General features: G+C 47.7%; 1 protein-coding gene. It reads left to right on the forward strand.

All coding sequences use genetic code 11. The features are described from left to right. Positions 1 to 252: 252 nt before the first annotated feature. Complete coding sequence (locus B4Q04_RS07085) at positions 253 to 18,864, forward strand: malectin domain-containing carbohydrate-binding protein (RefSeq protein ID WP_088696350.1); 18,612 nt, start codon at positions 253 to 255, stop codon at positions 18,862 to 18,864. Positions 18,865 to 18,870 lie beyond the last annotated feature (6 nt).

The raw sequence follows: 18,870 nt of genomic DNA on the forward strand, positions 1-18,870 counted from the left end.
GTAGTTGTTTGACCAAACCGACCTATTAAAAATGAAGCAGACCAAACCAAGTGTCTGGAGTGACGTTTTTCGTCATTTCGGAACGTTACCGATTACCCTATTATCTTCCCCCATCAATTTTATCCGTTATATCTACCGGTCGAGTACTCGTGCTCATTTTTCTCCCCCATTTATTTTTCTCCCCCATACCAACGAAGCTTACCCGCTTCGTCTTCAAAATCTGAATTCCAAATCAACTTTACACATTAGCGTATGAAAAAAATTACTCTCCTGACCGTATTGGTTTTGTTGACCACATTTACTTTTGGGCAGACCCAGTGTTCGCCTATTAGTACCTTAAACTGTGCAGAAATAGCATCTGAATTGCCCTTGAGCCTAAGTTTTGACGGTTCGGATGCAGGGGTTCTTAATTCCGGATTTACCATGGTAGATCCACCATCTTCCCGATTGGCGGCTGATGATCTTGGTGCCGATCCGAACGTGCCCGGACTCTTATCTGACCATATTTCGATTAGTGGCGGAAGCTTAAACCTTACGGCGACCAATGGGATAAATTATAGCCAACTCTCGGGGACTCCCAATAGTACGCTTACCAATTCCCAGATGAACGCCCTTGGCACCGGATTCCCCATAGGAAGTAATGTAATAGAGGTCTCCGCTACCATAGATCAACCCGATTTTACCGCTACGGCAGGTAATAAATCACAACAAGCGGGTATATGGTTGGGGCTAAATGAAGACAATTTTGTAAAATTGGTAGTCGTAAAAAGCTCTGCTACCGAGCAAAAAATACAGATGCTCCTAGAGCAGACCGATCCTGTAAATTCAGCTAATTTGATCCTGTCGGAATTCAATACTTCGGCCTTTGCGGCCAGTACGGTATCTTCCATAGGGTTCAAACTCGTGGTCGACCCTTCCGATAACTCGGTAAGGGGCTATTACAGTTTAGACGGGGGTGAAATGCTTCAGGTAACGGGGGTGGACGAATTTATGACGGCACCGACTTCATTTTTTGCCGGGGTCGACCATGACAACGATGGTGCAAGCGCGGCTTTGACCTATGCCGGAATCATGACCTCCACCAGAAGGGCGACCTCTGGAAACATGGTGGTTTCGTATAAGGATTTTTCTGTTGATGAAATCATCTTGGCCAATATGGAAACGGACATTTCAACTTTTGTACTCCTAGACGAAACAGGGGCTGCGCTAATAGATACCGAAGCACATACCATAAACATAGAAGTGGATAATACTTCTGACCTAACGGCCTTGGCTCCGCAGATTACACTTTCTTCAGGGGCCAATAGTACTCCGGCATCCGGAGTGCCCGTTGATTTCAGTAATGGTCCGGTTACCTATACCGTTACGGCGGAAGATGGCGCTACGACCCAAGATTGGTCGGTTATAGTGGTTAAGGAAGAACTTCCCTTTGAGGCACATATCAATTTTCAAGATAACCCTAGCGTGACCATTCCTCCAGCCGGATATCTGGCCGACTACGGAAAAGCTTTTGGAAATGCTGCCGTGACCCAGAATGGGAATAGCTACAGCTATGGTTGGAAACTGGCTTCCTCAGGAAATCCTTTTGATGCTTCGGAGGAAGTTGCGGGCAACGCTACAGGGGTCGGTCGTATGCGATTAGGGAATATATCGAATTATAATGCGGCTCCACTTCAGGAAAAATTGGAAGGGACCTTGGTCCATTTTCAAGGGGACAATATTTCAGGTTGGGGCAACGCCCAGGCCCGAAAGAACGAACTGTTCTGGGAAATGGAAATTCCCAATGGGGTCTATGAGGTAACCATAGGACTTGGGGATAAGGCCGTGGGGAATACCGATAGTCGACATAGTGCTACCGTTGAAGGCTACTCCATTATTTCCGCTTTTGTTCCCGCTGAGCAGGAAGTACGTACTTCCACTATGGTGGTACAGGTATCCGATGGACTGTTGACAATTGACGGAACAGGTGGATTTAACTCCAAAATCACGCATATCGATGTGGTGGAAACTACCGCAAGCCCCGTAAACGGAATATTGGCCTTTACTCCGGCTATTGCCGACCAAACCATAGAAGCGGGTGAAAGCACAAGCTTTGTCGCCGAGTTGGCCGGTGCGGGTGCCGTTGATATTGGTTTGGCCATCAATGATAATATTGACGAAACCGCTAGTAACGGTTGGCTTACCCTTCCTGTAAAAAATGATATCGGATCATATGAATTTACTATTGACGGAACTTCCCTCTTAGTAGGGGATGTCCGAAATGCACAGGTTATTGCTACGGCAAAGGGTTTTGTTCCGGCCGTATTGGATATAGACTTGACGGTTACGTCGGTTGCGCCTTCATCATTTTCCTTTTTAGATGATTTTGATACCTATGCCCTGGGTAACTTACATGAGGTGGCACCTACGCAATGGCTCAAGGAGAAGCCCGTTGACGTGGCCATACCGGTTTTAGGGGAAGGAATTACCCCAAACACCACCCAGTCCCTTGATTTTTCCAATGGAGCCCATACGCACGACTTGATACCCTTAACGGAAGCCCCGATAACCTTGGAGGCCGACCAGCCGTTTTATTTTAGCACCTATTTTAAGGTGGGGAGCGTAAGCAACAGGGTCCGTACGGCTATTCTCATCGCTGATGATGTGCCTGGAGATCAATGGGTAAGGGAACAGGTGGCCAGTGATGGCAGTAGTGGCCTTATAGCCCGAATTGGCTTGGCAGGCCCCGGGTCCGATAACGGAAATTTACCGGTAGAATCTGATAAGACCTTCCAGTTCGTGGTAAAAGGCGAATGGGATGGGGCCGGTACCATTACCTATTCTTGGACCATTGAACCCAAGCTCGATTTGGCCCAGACGGTATGGACCGCGGCAGGAAGCCATACAGTAGAGGGAACCCCCAAGATCGATCGCTTGTTCATCAGTTCGGTGGGTACCAACGATGCTAAAATTGGAGGGATACGTCTCGCTTCGGATTATTCCGTAGTAGTGACCGAGGAATTGAATTCAGCTCCCCTTATGGAAGATCAAGTCTTTGCTATTGCGGAAGATGCTCCTGTGGGGACTTCCATTGCTACCCTAGTGGCTTCCGATTCGGATTCGGATCCCTTGACCTACGCGATTACCGCAGGTAACGATGCTGGAACCTTTGCCCTAGATCCCAACAATGGGGAACTAACTACCTTAATTCCCTTAGATGCCGAGACCGTAGCACAATATGTACTTACGGTCGAGGTCGGTGATGGAACGAATACCGTTTCTGCCCAAATCACGGTCAATGTTGACGACGTGGTTGAGGTCTCGCCCTGTAGCCCCTTGAGTTCGTTGCCTTGTGATCAATTGGAAGCATCACTGCCCTTAGCGCTCGACTTTACCACAGCCAATGGCAAGTTGTCCGACTCGGGCTTTACCATGGTGTTGGAACCGAGTGCCAGGTTGGCTTCTGATGACGGCCTTGCCGATGAAAATATTACCGGATACGCTCCCGGTCTTTTGGGACGGGATGCTTCCGGACTCTCAATAACAAGTACTAAAGGTATTTTTTACAGTCAGTTGCCCGCTCAGGGCACACCGAATAGTACGGAGACCAATTCACAAATGAATGCCTTGGGCCTTGGTTTGCCCCTACCGTCAACCGTATTCAGCGTATCGGCTACTCTCGAAAATCCCGATTTTTCCGTGAGTGCGGGAAATAATTCGCAACAGGCGGGTATTTGGTATGGGCTTGATGAGGATCATATCGTAAAATTAGCGGTCGCAAAAACGGGGAACACGACTAGGAAAGTCCAGCTACATTTAGAGAACATGGATGGGACTTCCTCCCAAACGGCCTACTTTGAATTGAATACGGGTAATTTGGCCTCAAATACGGGAGATATTAATCTGCGTATGGAATTTGATCCCGTAAATAATACGGTTTCGGGATATTATTCACTTGATGGGGGAACCGAAGTCTTGGTCTCCCAAGGCGGAACGAACAGTTTATCCGTACCGGCCAGTTATTTTTCAGGAAGTACCTACGATACCGAAAATCCGGCACAGCTATTGAACTTTGCCGGAATATTCACCACGCACAGAAGAGCGGATGTAGACCAAAGCATTACGGCCCTGTTCAAGGATTTTGCCGTAGAAGGGGAGCCAGAGCCCTTAGTCCTTTCCTTCGATATCAACGAGTTGAATTTTAGCGGGGAACAGGGCTCCGATATCGCTACGCAGAGTGTTACCGTTTCTGCCAGCTCGGGTAATCCCACCTTTGTGCTTTCCGATGATCCCGATGCGGCTTCGTGGTTGATTTTGCCAACGGATCCGGTATTGGGCGAAATAGAATTTGAGGTTCGCTCGGATATTCCCGTAGGCTCTTACGGTACTACCGTTTTTGCAAGCGATCAACCTGATCTGGGCTATGCCAATGCGGAAATGACGATCAATTTGGAAATTACCGAAGCGGTCAATGATTTTGCGGTAAACATCAATTTTTCAGATCAGGTTACGGACGCTCCGGCAGGTTATGAAAAAGATGGGGGTGATGCCTATGCCGATAGGGGCAACGGTTTTTCTTATGGATGGTTGGATGCAAATACATCACAGCCCGCCGATTTATCCAAAAATGGAAGAAACAGGGCCGTCTCAGGGGTAAGCGACTTGAACAATACCCTGATACATATGCAATATGGGGATGTTTCCTCCAATGCATCCAATGGTTACCTGGCCGATGCCAAATGGGAAATTGAAGTGCCGAACGGTGATTATTTGGTAACGGTTTTCGTAGGTGACCCCGATGTCGATACTCCTGCATCCAATACTCCCGCCCATAGGATAAATGCCGAAGGGGTGACCTTGGTGAACGACTATGTGCCTACGGGTACGGCCGGTGCAAGTTCCAGGTTTACATCGGAAAGTGCCATAGTAAATGTTAGCGATAATAGACTCACCCTTGATCCCTTAGGTGGATCCGGTAAGAATACAAAAATCAATAGTGTGCAGATAGTGGCCACTTCCGTGGGTATACAGACCCCAAAGGTAGTCGAGATAACCCCACCTGAGGGAGCTACGGGGGTATCGGTGAGCACTAGTGTTTCCGCGAATAACCTCTTTCTTCCAAACTCCGATACCAATGGTAATGCGGGGGTTGACAATACGACCATCACCAACGCTACGGTACGTTTGTTTAAACAAGGGAGTACTACCCCTATTGGGGCCAGTGTTAATGGAACCGGTGGTGGCGATGCCATTAATTTGGTACCGAACCTCCCATTGGAGGCCAATACCGTTTATGTTTTTGAAATTGATGGGGTGTTGGATTTGGTAGGGGAACCTTTCGAATTCTTTACTTCTTCATTTACTACAGGTGATGGAAATACCGGACCGGTTACCGATTTGGACAACGTTTCATTTACCAATGCGGGCGTCGTGGGTTCAAATGGAAAATATTCGACCCTTACCATAGGACCTGATGACAAGTTGTACGGATTGGAAATCTCAGGGGATATTCACCGATGGAACATAGATACGGACGGAACCCTGACCGATGAGGAAGTACTTACGGCTTGGAAAACCGCTTATGGAGGAAGCCGTACTTCCGTGGGGCTTGTTTTTGATCCTGCGGCTACCTCGTCTAACTTGATCGCCTACGTTTCGCACGATTCGGGAGGCTTGAATAGCGCTCCGGACTGGGATGGAAAAATATCTAGACTCACTGGGGCCAACCTAGAAAACGAACAATTGCTGGTGACCGATTTACCTCGGTCTACCAAAGATCACTTAACCAATAGTCTCACGTTTAGACCCGGAGAACCCAATGTAATCTATTTTAACCAAGGGAGTAATAGTGCCGCAGGGAAACCCGATAACTCTTGGGGCAATAGGGAAGAAAGTTTATTGACGGCTGCAACGCTGAGGTTGGATCTTTCCCTTTTACCGGGTACTTTACCATTGAACGTAAGGACCACGAGGGATGCCATGGCGATAAACAACGTGGATGTCAATTCCCCGACCTTGGATGGCTTATACAATCCGTATTACGTAAATGCACCTTTAAAATTGTTCGCTACAGGTATTCGTAATGCCTACGATTTGGTATGGCATTCCAATGGACAATTGTACGTACCGGCGAACGGGACCGCAGGCGGTAGTAATGCTCCGGCATCTATTGATGGCACACGACGGCCCGATGGTTCGTTTTACGATCATAGCAACCCCTTGTATCCTGTTGTTCCCTTTTCAAACGGAAACAATGTACAGCGGGATTGGTTGTTTAGGATTAACCCTAATACCACTATGGGGTATTACGGACATCCGAATCCGTTCCGAGGTGAGTTTGTCTTAAACCGAGGCGATGCCGATGTTAGCAAATCTGCTTATGACAATGTGCAGCCAGACGAAAACTATAGAGGAGCAGCCTTTGATTTTGAATTCAATAAATCGCCCAACGGGGTTATCGAATATCGGAGTAATGCCGAAAACGGAAACTTAAAAGGGGCCTTATTGGTGGTTCGGTACAGTGGGGGAAGTGATATCATCGCCTTGGTGCCCGACGGATCAGGAGGGGATATATCGACCTTTAAGGAGGGAATACCAGGGTTTACAGGTTTTCAAGACCCCCTAGATTTAGTGGAGGATACCTCTAACGGAAATATATATGTATCGGACTATGGAAGAAGCCAAATCGTATTGCTGAAACCTAGTAATCAGGCTTCGCCTACACCACTTATCGTATTGGATACGGAAAAGGTAACAGGTGATGCTATTTCCAATTCGGGATCATTCACGAGCGAGATTTTGCTTTCCAATTTGGGGAATGCCAGTTTGGTGGATGTCCAGGCCCAAATTTCAGGGGCGGACCAAGATCAGTTTTCGATTGTCGGTTTGCCGACCTCGATAAACGCTCAGAACTCGGCCTCGTTCCAGGTGCTGTTTACACCGACATCGAACGGACCTAAATCGGCGGAATTGACCTTGACGGGCAGCAATGCCGAACCCGTAGTCGTGCCATTGAACGGTCTGGGTAAAACGGGACTGGGAGGAAATAATGAGCCTTCATTGCAATGGATATTGGATACCCAGTTAGGCGATGGCGCCGTAAACGTGGGGGATACCGATCCTACGACCAACCTCATTAATTTACCGAATGGCAGCGGTTATAATGATATTTTAGGTGATGAGGTAGCCGTTCAAAAATTTGAAAGGGCCGTTGACGCCCCGGTTACCGTAGAGTTGTTGAGTGTGTACGGACCTACCAATACCACTCCGGTAGTGGCCTTTGGATGGTATGTCAGTGGTGATGTCAATACTACTTCGGAATTGTTTACGGTTTCCAATAGTCCCGCTAGTAACGGACAGACACTTAACCCACCAATCGTGGGGGCAACCGAATTTGACCCAGGCGCGGTGAGTTTTGGTTTCTATAGTCGATGGCCATTCTTTGGCGACCGACATTTGTTTAGCGAAGATGCCCTCAATACATTCGCCGATGCCATTCCGCATCATGTGCGGGTATATGAGCTTCCTGGGGAAGAGAATGCCTATATTATCGCTACGGAGGAACATATTTCCGGATTTGACTACCAAGATATTGTCGTCATTGTCAGAAATATCAAACCTTTTGACGATGCACCTAGCCTAGCTTGCTCCCCTATTAGTATTTTAGAATGTGACGAGCTTGAGGTAAGCTTGCCCTTTTCTTTGAATTTTGACGGGACCGAAGGCGGATTGGCCAATACAGGCTTTACCATGGTCGATAATCCCTCGGCAAGACTGGCGGTAGATGGCACTGCTTTCAATCCCAATGTTCCGGGGTACGAACCCGGTAGGATAAGCTTGTCCAATGGCAATCTGGTTCTAAATGCCGCAAATGGTATCGCCTATCTGCGTAATGGTCCAGGTGCCGGAACGAGCACAGATGTAAATTCACAGATCAATACCTTGGGGGTAGCCGTCGATGCCGATAGCTACGGAAGTTTTAGTATAGAAACCTCCTTGGTGAACCCGTATAGCGATGGCTCGAATAATTCGGAGCAGGCCGGGGTGTGGTTCGGTCTCGATGAGGATAACTATGTAAAGTTGGTGGCTTCTAATGGCAATAGGGTAGAATTACTGTCTGAATTAGATGGTCTTTCGTCGACTTCACAATCCATTAAAGCCGATGATATTACGGACTTACATTCGAGTAACGTAGGTCTGCGGTTATTCGTGGATGTTGAGAACAGTCTATTTGTTGGATACTACTCCTTGAACGGTGGAGCTGAGGTTGAAGTGGGTTCTTTGCCACTACCCTTGGGTTTTGTTGCCGGAAATTCTTCTTATGATAACTTGTCTTTCGCGGGTATCTTCAATACAAAACGAAGGGAAACCACTGCCAATGTAAATCATACTTTCGAACATTTTAGGATAGTTTCCGATGATGTGGTGGCCTTTGAGCCGGTTAAGATCAATTTTTCGCTTCCCGAAGACGTACCACCTTCAGGATATCTGGTAGATTCCGGTTTGGCGTATGCCGATCGCGGTAATGGATATAGCTACGGTTGGTTGGCTACTGACGGAACAACGGGCTTGGACCTCTCCGAAAGGGTTCGCAATAGAGCGGTTGCGGGAATCGACATTTTACGGAATACCCTAGTGCATATGCAGTATCAAAACGTAAAACCTGAGGGGCAAGAGGGAATTTGGGAAATGGAGGTACCCAATGGAAATTACACGGTGGCCGTAGGCGTAGGTGATCCTAATGTTGATGGTCAGGCGGGTACGGAACCTTTGCATACCATAAACATTGAAGGTGTCAATGCCATAAATAGGTATTCGCCTACTGGGGTCGAGGGCGCTTCTACCAGGTTCTCTTCGGGAGTGGCCAACGTCACGGTTACCGATGGTAGGCTTACCATAGATGCTTCCGGTGGTTTCAATACAAAATTGAACTCTTTGGAAATTACCCAAGGCAGTGGCGTTGTCCAACCGTATTTCGCCAATGTTAATCCCGCCGATAATGCCAACGATGTGAGAATCGAAGATTTTCAGATTAACGTTGAGGTTATCGTTCCTGATGATTATGAAATAGATAATAACACCCTTGCGGGCAATATTAATCTATTTGAGGTTACCGCAGGCGGAGATGTTATAGTGCCTTCCAATTCCAATGATACGGGAGGGGGAGACGCCATTACCTTGACCCCGATTCAAGATTTAAAGGAATTTACGACCTATCGCTTTGTTCTTACGAGTGACATAGAGGCAAACCGAAGGGGCGATTTAAATGATAGAATACCCTTCCGTGCTTTTGAATCTACATTTGAAACGGGCGAACTCGATGATGGAACCATACCTATTCGAGATTTGACAGGAGTTGAATTTACCAAGGTTTCGGGTGTGGCCAATTTAGGCCCCGGTGTAGATAACCAACGTTTTTCGAGTTTGGTGATCGGACCCGATGGTAAGCTATATGCCAGTACCATTGGCAACTTTAATTCAGATGGCCAAATTTATAGGTGGGATATGGCTATTGATGGCACTTTGAGCAATTTAGAGATTTTAAGTCCACCCTTACAAGGCTCGGCCCATCCTGAAACCGGCGCTAGGGGCAACGATGACCGATTGATCATTGGTTTGGCATTCGATCCAGCATCTACTGCCGATAATCTTGTAGCCTATGTAACCCATAGTAAGGCCTCTATTTCGGGTGGACCGGAGTGGGATGGCAAACTCTCGCGTTTGACTGGATCGGATTTGTCTACGGTAGAAGATCTTGTTATCCATTTGCCTAGGTCGGTAAACGATCACTTGACCAACAGTATAGCCTTTGATGACCAAGGCGATTTATATATCAGCCAAGGTAGTAACTCGGCAGGTGGTAGTCCCGATGGCAATTGGGGCAATAGGCCCGAACGCCTTTTGGCCGCGGCTATCTTAAAGTTGGAATTGGACAAATTGCCCAATAGCCTACCCTTGAGCGTGTATACTACCGATGATATTTCGGTGATCAATGCCGCTCCAAACGGTAGTCTGCAAATGAGTGATGCTACCTACAATCCGTATGCGACCAATTCCCCCTTGACCATATTCGCATCGGGTATTCGAAATGCCTATGATTTGGTATGGCATTCCAATGGTTGGTTATATGTGCCTACCAACGGAACCGCCGGTAACAATAATAGTTCGCCCAATTCGCCTTCAACTTCTGATTATCCGTTGGCAAGGCGTATCGATGGCTTGACCACAATACCCAATGCTCCTAAATTACTAGGCGGGGAAACACAAAAAGACTGGTTGTTCAAGACCAAGGGAGGGTCGTATCATGGCCACCCCAACCCTTACAGGGGCGAGTTTATCTTGAATCACGGTGGTATTTCATATAGTGGATTGCCCGGTCAGGTGGAGGCCTCCTATACCGATGTGGGCAAATACCCCGATGATTTGGCGCCAGATCCAAATTATCGTGAACCTGCATTTGATTTTGGAAAGAACAAATCGCCCAACGGAGCCATAGAATATAAGAGTGATGCCTTTGAAGGAAAATTACAGGGCCTTCTTATGGTAGTCCGTTTTAGCGGACAGGACGACTTATTGGTATTGGACCCCAAATCAAGCGGCGATATTGCCGAAGCCTATAGTAGTATTCCAGGACTTAGTGGTTTTGATGATCCATTGGATGTGGTGGAAGACCCCACAACAGGGAATATCTATATTTCGGAATACGACCGCGACAATAACGGAACTGCTCGGTTGACCCTGCTAAGGGCGGCTACGCCGGCAAGCATGGGGCCATCCATAGTGGCTACTCCCGATGAGCTCATTTTTGAAGCGACAACGAACAACGAAGGAAGCAACACCGATACAAAAACGGTAGAGGTAAGCAATGACGGTAATGCCGTGCTAAATATTGCGAGTGCAAGCCTAACAGGTACTTTCGCAAGTCAATTCAGTGCTGTTCAACCTTCGGGCGGCGTAACGCTAAACCCAGGGGAAAGTCAAATATATACTTTGACCTATACACCCAGTTTAGACGGAGCGGACTTAGGTTATCAAGATGCTGTACTTACTTTAGAAAGTGATGATACAGATACCCCCAGCCTTGAAATAGGGTTGCATGCCTTGAAAAAATCTGGTTTTGAAGGAGGTCAGGAACCTGCCTTGCAAGATGTTGTCGATGCTTTGGGAATCGGTATTTCGGTAGGATGGACGTCCTTGTCCAGCTCCACGGATCCTTCTCCTGTAGGTGATGAGGTAGAAGTGGAAAGATGGGTGAAGGCATCCGAGCAACCCGTTAAGGTTACTCCCGTTGGACGCTATTCCCCAAGGGAAGAATTGCCTTTCGGTTGGTATACCAACGATGGAACCGTGGTCACCCATGAAGTAGGGGTGCTGGCAGATGATATAGCAAATGCACAGACCCTATTTCCGCCCATTTCCTCAGGTACCGACACTTTTGATCCCCAAGGCGCGGTATTCGGATTCTACGTGGAATCGCAATCCTTTGGTAGGTTCAATTATACCGAAGATGCAATTAACACCGGTGGAGTGGCCCATAGGGTTAGGATATATCCCGTAAATGATAGGGAAGGAAATGCTGTTGAAAATAGCTACCTCATAGCTTTTGAGGATGCCTCCAATGGCGATTATCAAGATTATATGTTTATCATCGATAATGTAATTCCTTTCGAAAGTGGCGTATTGGCCTTGGATTTTGATAAGGAGGATATGAGTTTCTTTACTTCGATCAACCAAGAGAACGTGCCTTTACAATCGTTGACATTAAACGGAAACGGAGGGATTACCTCATCAGAAATAAATTTGGAAAGCACCGAGGAATGGGTTGTTCTTCCCGATACCTTTGAAATGGGTACGGCATTTGAAGTGGGTGTCGATGTTGCAGGTTTGCCCATCGGGTCTTATGAGGCTACGATCAGCGCTTCGGCGGCAAACTATGAAGGTGACGTTGTGAGTATTGCCTTGGAAATTACCAACGAGTTGGTCTATACCTATCAGTTCAATTTTCAAGATCCGGATGAATTGGAGGTATCCCCAGAGGGGTATATCGATGATGTCGGTGCACCTTATGGCGTACAAAATACCGTTCTCGGAGACCTTAACTATGGATGGGTAATACCAGGTACGCTTACCCCGGCCGATGCCGCGGCCAATGCAAGGAATAGAAATACGGGTACGAACGACGATGCCTTGGTAAAGACCTTTTCCATTGTAGGGCATAGGTCGGCCAATACCTATCCGCTCCGCGATTGGATAGTAGAGGTACCTAATGGTATCTACTCAGTGAATATTGGTGTTGCCGGTGATCCCGATTATGCGGACAGCAACCATGTCTTAGATGTAAATGGGGTTGTTGTGGTCGATTATGATCAAGAAAGTATCGTTCCCGAGAGTTATGAAAGTTTTCAAAATACCGAACGGGTAGAGGTGACCGATGGTCTGCTGCGATTGTCTTTGGCTCCTGCCGGAGATAACGCCAAGGTGAGTTATATTCGATTGGCCCCTGTTGATAGCTCCTTGTTGCCACCAACTATTTTGGCGACATTCAATGGAAATGAAAGAGCTACCGATGTGTTTAGGGGAGCGGTAAATATCGCTCTAGAGGCTACCGATGAAAGCGGAAGTGGAGGCATAGCCTTTATAGAATATGTGCTTGATGGAGCGCCGGTTGAAAGCTATACCGACGCCTTCGATATAGCCGACGAAGGAGACCATACCCTTGTCGTTACGGCCGAGGATAACAATGGCAATAGTTTTGCCAAGACGTACAACTTTACTATAGAAACCCCAACGGGTGCTTTGTTGGCCATAGAAAATATGACCAAGGTACCAGGTACCGATAGAGGTTTTCCGGCAGATGATTATTATACCTTTTATCGCTTGGGTAGTCCCGGCTCCGCTCAATTTCATGATACAAATGTCATGCGCTTGAATAATACGGGTACGGGTGATTTAGTCGTGACCGAAGTCAATATATCCGATGCCAACGACTATACGTTTGAATTACTCGATGCGAACGGGAACACGGCCCAATTGCCTATTACGATTCCGTCAGGAAGTTATGCCGATGTAGACATTACCTTTATAGCGACTACGGGAAGTGGCAACAATGGTATTTTTGTAGAAGATATTGAAATTGTTTCGAGTGCGGACAATGCGTTGAGCAGTACCGCCGTGCTTCACGGAGGTTACGCGCCCCAGCCTGAAGGAGGGGATGAAATCAATGCACAGGAAGTCTTCGATGCCTTTGGTTTCCAATCTAGCATGTTGAGTATTGTTAACGATGAGGGAAGTATTACCCCGCCCAATAACCTTGCCTACAGACCAAGCTCCAATTTTCCAATTGAGGCAAATATTGAGGCAGGCTATGAAGGAGATTTGATTTTGAGCGATGCCTTTGTTCAGGCAGATCCAAATCAACCGGTTATCGGTATTCAATTATCGGCCTTACACGGTACGGGTTCAAACGGAGCCCGATTTGTTGAGGTCGGTGGTACGGAAACCGTTGGTGGAATCAGTTTTTCCCATACGGGAAGCAACTACCAGACCTTATTGCCTAAGAATGGTTCGGGAGTAATTAGTTTTGATACTAGTAATTCGATTTCCGAGCCTTTTAGAATTGCGGTTGCCAATTACCTAACGACCGGAGGAAACAATATTTCAGGGAATAGACCTGACTTGTTGGGGGCTAGGGTTTACAAGGTAATCGACCACAATGGCAATATAGTTCCGAACGAATATATCGTATTACAAGATTTTGTTCAGAACGGTTGCGGTGCGGGATCGGCAAATTGTGATTGGAACGATAATACGTTCTATTTCATAAACATCCGTCCTCAGGCCGTACCGACGGCGCAGCCCGACCAAGAGTATTTGGCCAATGTAGGGGAGGAGTTCAGCATAGATGTCGCCTCGTATTTTGACAAAGGATATGTGGGTAATGAGTTGACCGTAACAGCTACGGTAAACGGGGGAAGCCTTCCATCTTGGTTGACCTATAATGCCCAGGCCGCTACGGTTTCGGGTACAGCCCCTATAGATGCTACGGGTAGTGTGCCGGTAGTGTTGAAGGCGGTAGACCTCAATGGTCTTACGGCTACCACAACCTTGACGGTCGCTATAAACGAAGCTCCGCTTGCCGTGGGTGATGATATAGAAACGACTCAAGATACGGCCATTCTTTTGGAGGGATTGTTGGCGAACGATACGGAACCTAATGGTCAGGCCATTACGATTGTTACCGTAGATACACCTCAAAATGGGGAAGCTGTGCTTCAAGGCGATGGGCTCTCTGTTTTGTATACGCCCGACGCAGGTTATGTCGGTTCCGATAGTTTTGAGTACACGATTGAAGATGAAACGGGACTTTCGGCTACGGCAACGGTTTCCATAACCGTTACCCCTCAGAATCAAGCTCCAGTAGCCATGCTTCAAAGTAGTGTACAGGAAGGGGAAGCTGCCTTGTATGTTGATTTTGTGGGGAGTGGGTCGACCGATGAAAATCCGGCTACCTTACGATACGAGTGGAATTTTGGAGATGGAACGGCAAATAGCACCGATCCTGATACGAGCCATACCTTTACCTCGGTTGGTGTTTACACAGTCGTCCTTACCGTTATAGATGATGGGAATTTAATAGGAACGGCATCGACGACGATTACGGTTTCGGCACCGCCTAATACAGGGCCGACCGCTATTGCCGCAGTCACGCCATTGAACGGGGCAAACTCCCTATCGTTTAATTTTGACGGTAGTGCATCGAACGATCCCGAAGGATCGCTCAGCTATCTTTGGGATTTTGGGGATGGAAATACGGCTACTACGGCTATCGTAAACCATTCTTATGCCTTGGCAGGTGTTTACGATGTTTCCTTGACGGTTACCGATGAGGGTGATTTGGTAGATGCGATTACCGTGCAGGTAGAGGCCAAAGAGGCTGTGGTATCTGACTTTGCCTTGAGGATTAACGTAGGTGGCCCAGAGCTTGTTTACCAAGGGGAAACCTTTGTACAGGATCAAGGCTTCGTTGGCGGTAAGGTATTTGAAAATGCCAATGCATTGGTGCCTGAGTTGTACCAGACGGAGCGTAGTGCTACCCCACCTGTATTTGACTATAACCTTCCCTTGGAAAATGGCACCTATGAGGTGACCCTGCACTTTGCTGAAATTTATTGGGGCGCTACAAGTGGAGGCTCCGGAGGCGTAGGGAAACGTGTCTTTGATGTTTCTTTGGAAGGAAACACCGTACTTGATGATTTCGATATTAACCTTGTGTCAGGTCCGGAAACCCCAGTGGTGAGAACGTTCGAGGTTGTGGTACAAGACGGTGTTTTAAATATGCATTTTGATGCAGGGGGCACCAATGGTATCGATCAACCCAAACTATCGGGTATTGAGATATTAAGTAAAGATGACGCGGTTCTTCCTTGTGCATTGCCTGATACTTGGGCCAATAGCGATATAGGCTCGGTTCAAATAGCGGGAGAAACCTGTTTTGAGAACGGTCGATATGAGGTCACTGCTTCAGGTACCGATATTTGGAGCAGTGCCGATGAGTTCCATTACGTATACAGAGAGTTGACCGGTGACGGTGAAATCGTTGCACAAGTAATGAGTTTGGAAGCAACCAGTGTCTGGGCCAAAGCAGGGGTCATGATGAGAAATGATCTGGATGCCAATTCGGTTCTTGCCCAAATGGTCATTTCGCCTAACCCCAACAACTTAGGTGGGGTAGGGCATAGCTTCCAAGATCGTCCGGTCAAGGGTGCTGCAATGGGTAGTGCTAACTTTACAACGCCACAATCGGTTCCGGGAGGCTTCCCCCACTATGTGCGATTAGTGCGTTCGGGTAATACCTTTACCGGATATGTTTCTGAAACAAATGGAAATTGGACCCTCGTCGGATCGAAGGTCTTACCTATGGACGAAACTATCTTTGTAGGCCTGGCTACCACTTCCCATAACGATGATGAACTTACGACGGCAGTGTTCGAGAATGTAAGTGTTCAGGAAGAAACACAACAGAACCAGGCACCATACGCATCCATAGGGGTAAATGTTTCTACAGGAACGGCTCCTTTGGTCGTGAGTTTTGATGGCAATGGTTCTAGTGATGATAAAAATATTGTAAGCTATACTTGGAACTTTGGGGATGGAACGGCAAATGGTTCAGGAGCCCTTGTTGAACATACATTTACCAATGCAGGGAGTTTTGACGTTACCCTTACCGTTGCCGATGAGGAAGGTGAAGTTGGTGTGGATGTGGTGACTATCGTCGTTGAAGCAGCGAATGAGGCACCCGAGGCCGTGGCTACGGCTACGCCCTTAAATGGGGAGGCTCCTTTGGAGGTGAGTTTTACAGGAAGCAATTCAACTGATGACGATGGTGCGGAAAACCTAAATTTCGCATGGTCGTTCGGAAACGGTGATACTTCATCGCTGGCCGATCCGGTCTATGTTTATAACACTGAAGGAACCTATACCGTAAGCTTAACGGTGACGGATTCAGAAGGACTTACCGATCTGGAAACCCTGACCGTGGTGGTCGAAGAGCCGGTAGTCGTGGGTGATTTTGCCTTGCGAATCAATGCGGGAGGCCCACAATTGACCCATAACGGAGAGGTCTACGTGGCGGACCGTGATTTTGTAGGAGGTAAATCTTATACGAATACCAGTGCCGAAGTACCTGAATTGTACAAGACCGAACGCAGTGCATTGCCTCCTAATTTTGGCTATGACATTCCGTTGGCAAACGGTGAATATCAGGTGACCTTGCATTTTGCAGAGATCTTTTGGGGCGCTACAGGTGGAAGAACGGGTGCTGTAGGAAAACGTGTGTTCGACGTGGTCATGGAAGGAAATACCATTTTGGACGATTACGATATCTTCGATGAAGTGGGACCACAGACCGTGGTGACCCGAACGTTTGACCTAACCCTTGTCGACGGCGTGCTAAACCTTGGTTTTGATGCCAATGCACCGGATGGGCAAAACGAGCCCAAGCTATCGGCCATTGAGATTGTTAGTGTAGGTGCCGTTAACGAAGCGCCGGTCGCTTTTGCCAGTGCAACGCCTTTAAATGGTGTGGCACCGCTAGAAGTGAACTTTAACGGTAGCGGTTCGATCGATGATGTGGAAGTGGTCTCCTATACATGGGACTTTAAAGATGGCGGTAGTTCTACACAAATGAATCCCGTTCATACCTTTGTTGATCCTGGTGTATATGAGGTCAGTCTGACCGTTGCCGATGCCCAAGGGAAGACCGATACACATACGGTCACCGTTCAGGTAGATGAGCCCGTTGTCAACGACTTTGCCTTACGGATCAATGCCGGTGGACCTGAAATGACCCATAACGGTCAGGTGTTTGCGGCCGACCAATACTTTGTGGGAGGCAAGGCGTATACCAATGCGAGTGCCAATGTACCCCAGTTGTATAAAACGGAACGCAGTGCCTTGCCACCGGTCTTTGCCTATGATATTCCCGTTCCGAACGGAAGCTATCAAGTGGTGCTTCATTTTGCCGAAATCTTTTGGGGCGCCCAAGGAGGGGCTTCGGGAGCAGTAGGCAGACGCGTCTTTGATGTAGAAATGGAAGGCACTAAAATACTCGACGATTTTGATATTATTGCAGAATCAGGTTCGGAGACCATAGTGATAAAAAGCTTTAATGCGACTATCGAGGATGGTCGGTTGAACTTGGTCTTCGATGCGGAAGGCAGCGATGGTAGAAACGAACCCAAACTGTCGGCCATTGAGATCATAGGAAGCGGCTCCGTACTTCAGTTCGATCCTGTAGTCCATGCCGGTGATGATATTGAAATCGATTTGTCAGCTAATGAAACCAGCTTGGTGGGAAGCGGCCATGATCCTGACGGTGGGGCCGTAAGTTACCAATGGTCTCAGGTTTCAGGACCGGATACGGCCATTATGACCAATAGCAATACACTGGAGTTACAGGCCGTTTTCTTGGTCGAAGGGGTATATGTACTGCGACTTACGGTTACGGATGATGAAGGCCGGACCGCTTTTGACGAGGTCGCTGTTACGGTCAATAACGATGCCCAAGAAGAAGTTTGGATAGAGGCGGAGTGTGGTGTGCTTGGTTCGGGATGGACCGTAGTCGAGGATTCCTCCCGGTCAGGTGGCAAATATGTGGTGCCACCCACAGGCTTTAACTCTTCTTCTGGAAGTATAGGGGCTGCGGTATTGACCTACAATGTTTCGGTAAGCGAAGGTACCTATGCTATTTTCGGACTCGTAAGGACGCCGTCAGGTGTCAACGATAGTTTCTGGATCCGTGTGAACAACGGGGCTTGGGTGCGATGGAACAGTATTCCCGCCAGTAATGAATTCGTATGGCACAGGGTACACCTTAATGAACAATTGAGCAAACCCCGAAGTTTTGAGCTTATAGAGGGTATCAATAAAATTGAAATTGGCCACAGGGAAGATGGTCTGGGGCTCGATAAATTGTTCTTGACCAAAACCGGCGACCTACCTTCCGGTCTTGGGGGTACGGCCTCGAATTGTGGAGGTAGTGGAAAAACGTTCGAAGAACAAATTATCGCAGGAAACCTAGAAGTAGAAGCAATAGCCGATACCCAGTTTTATAGCGAAAAGGTACCTAATGCAGTACATCTGTTTCCTAATCCCGCGGTAGTGCAAACCAAAATAAGGTTAGATAACCCGGAGGTCGAGATTGTACAGGTACGCATTCATGAAGCCTCGGGCCGATTGATCAGCGTACACCTGGGGGAAGCTCTGAAAACGGGTGAGGACGAATATGAATTGAACGTTTCCGGCTTGACGAACGGAGTGTATTTCCTCCGAATTGCCATAAGCGACGGAGAGGTGTTTGATCGTAAACTGATCGTTGACCACCGCTAAGCATGA

It is taken from the genome of Zobellia sp. OII3, from assembly GCF_002211465.1.
Taxonomy (GTDB): Bacteria; Bacteroidota; Bacteroidia; order Flavobacteriales; family Flavobacteriaceae; genus Zobellia; species Zobellia galactanivorans.

Coding starts and splice junctions, on each gene's coding strand:
- B4Q04_RS07085 (WP_088696350.1), top strand. CDS start 253: ATGAAAAAAATTACTCTCCTGACCGTATTGGTTTTGTTGACCACATTT.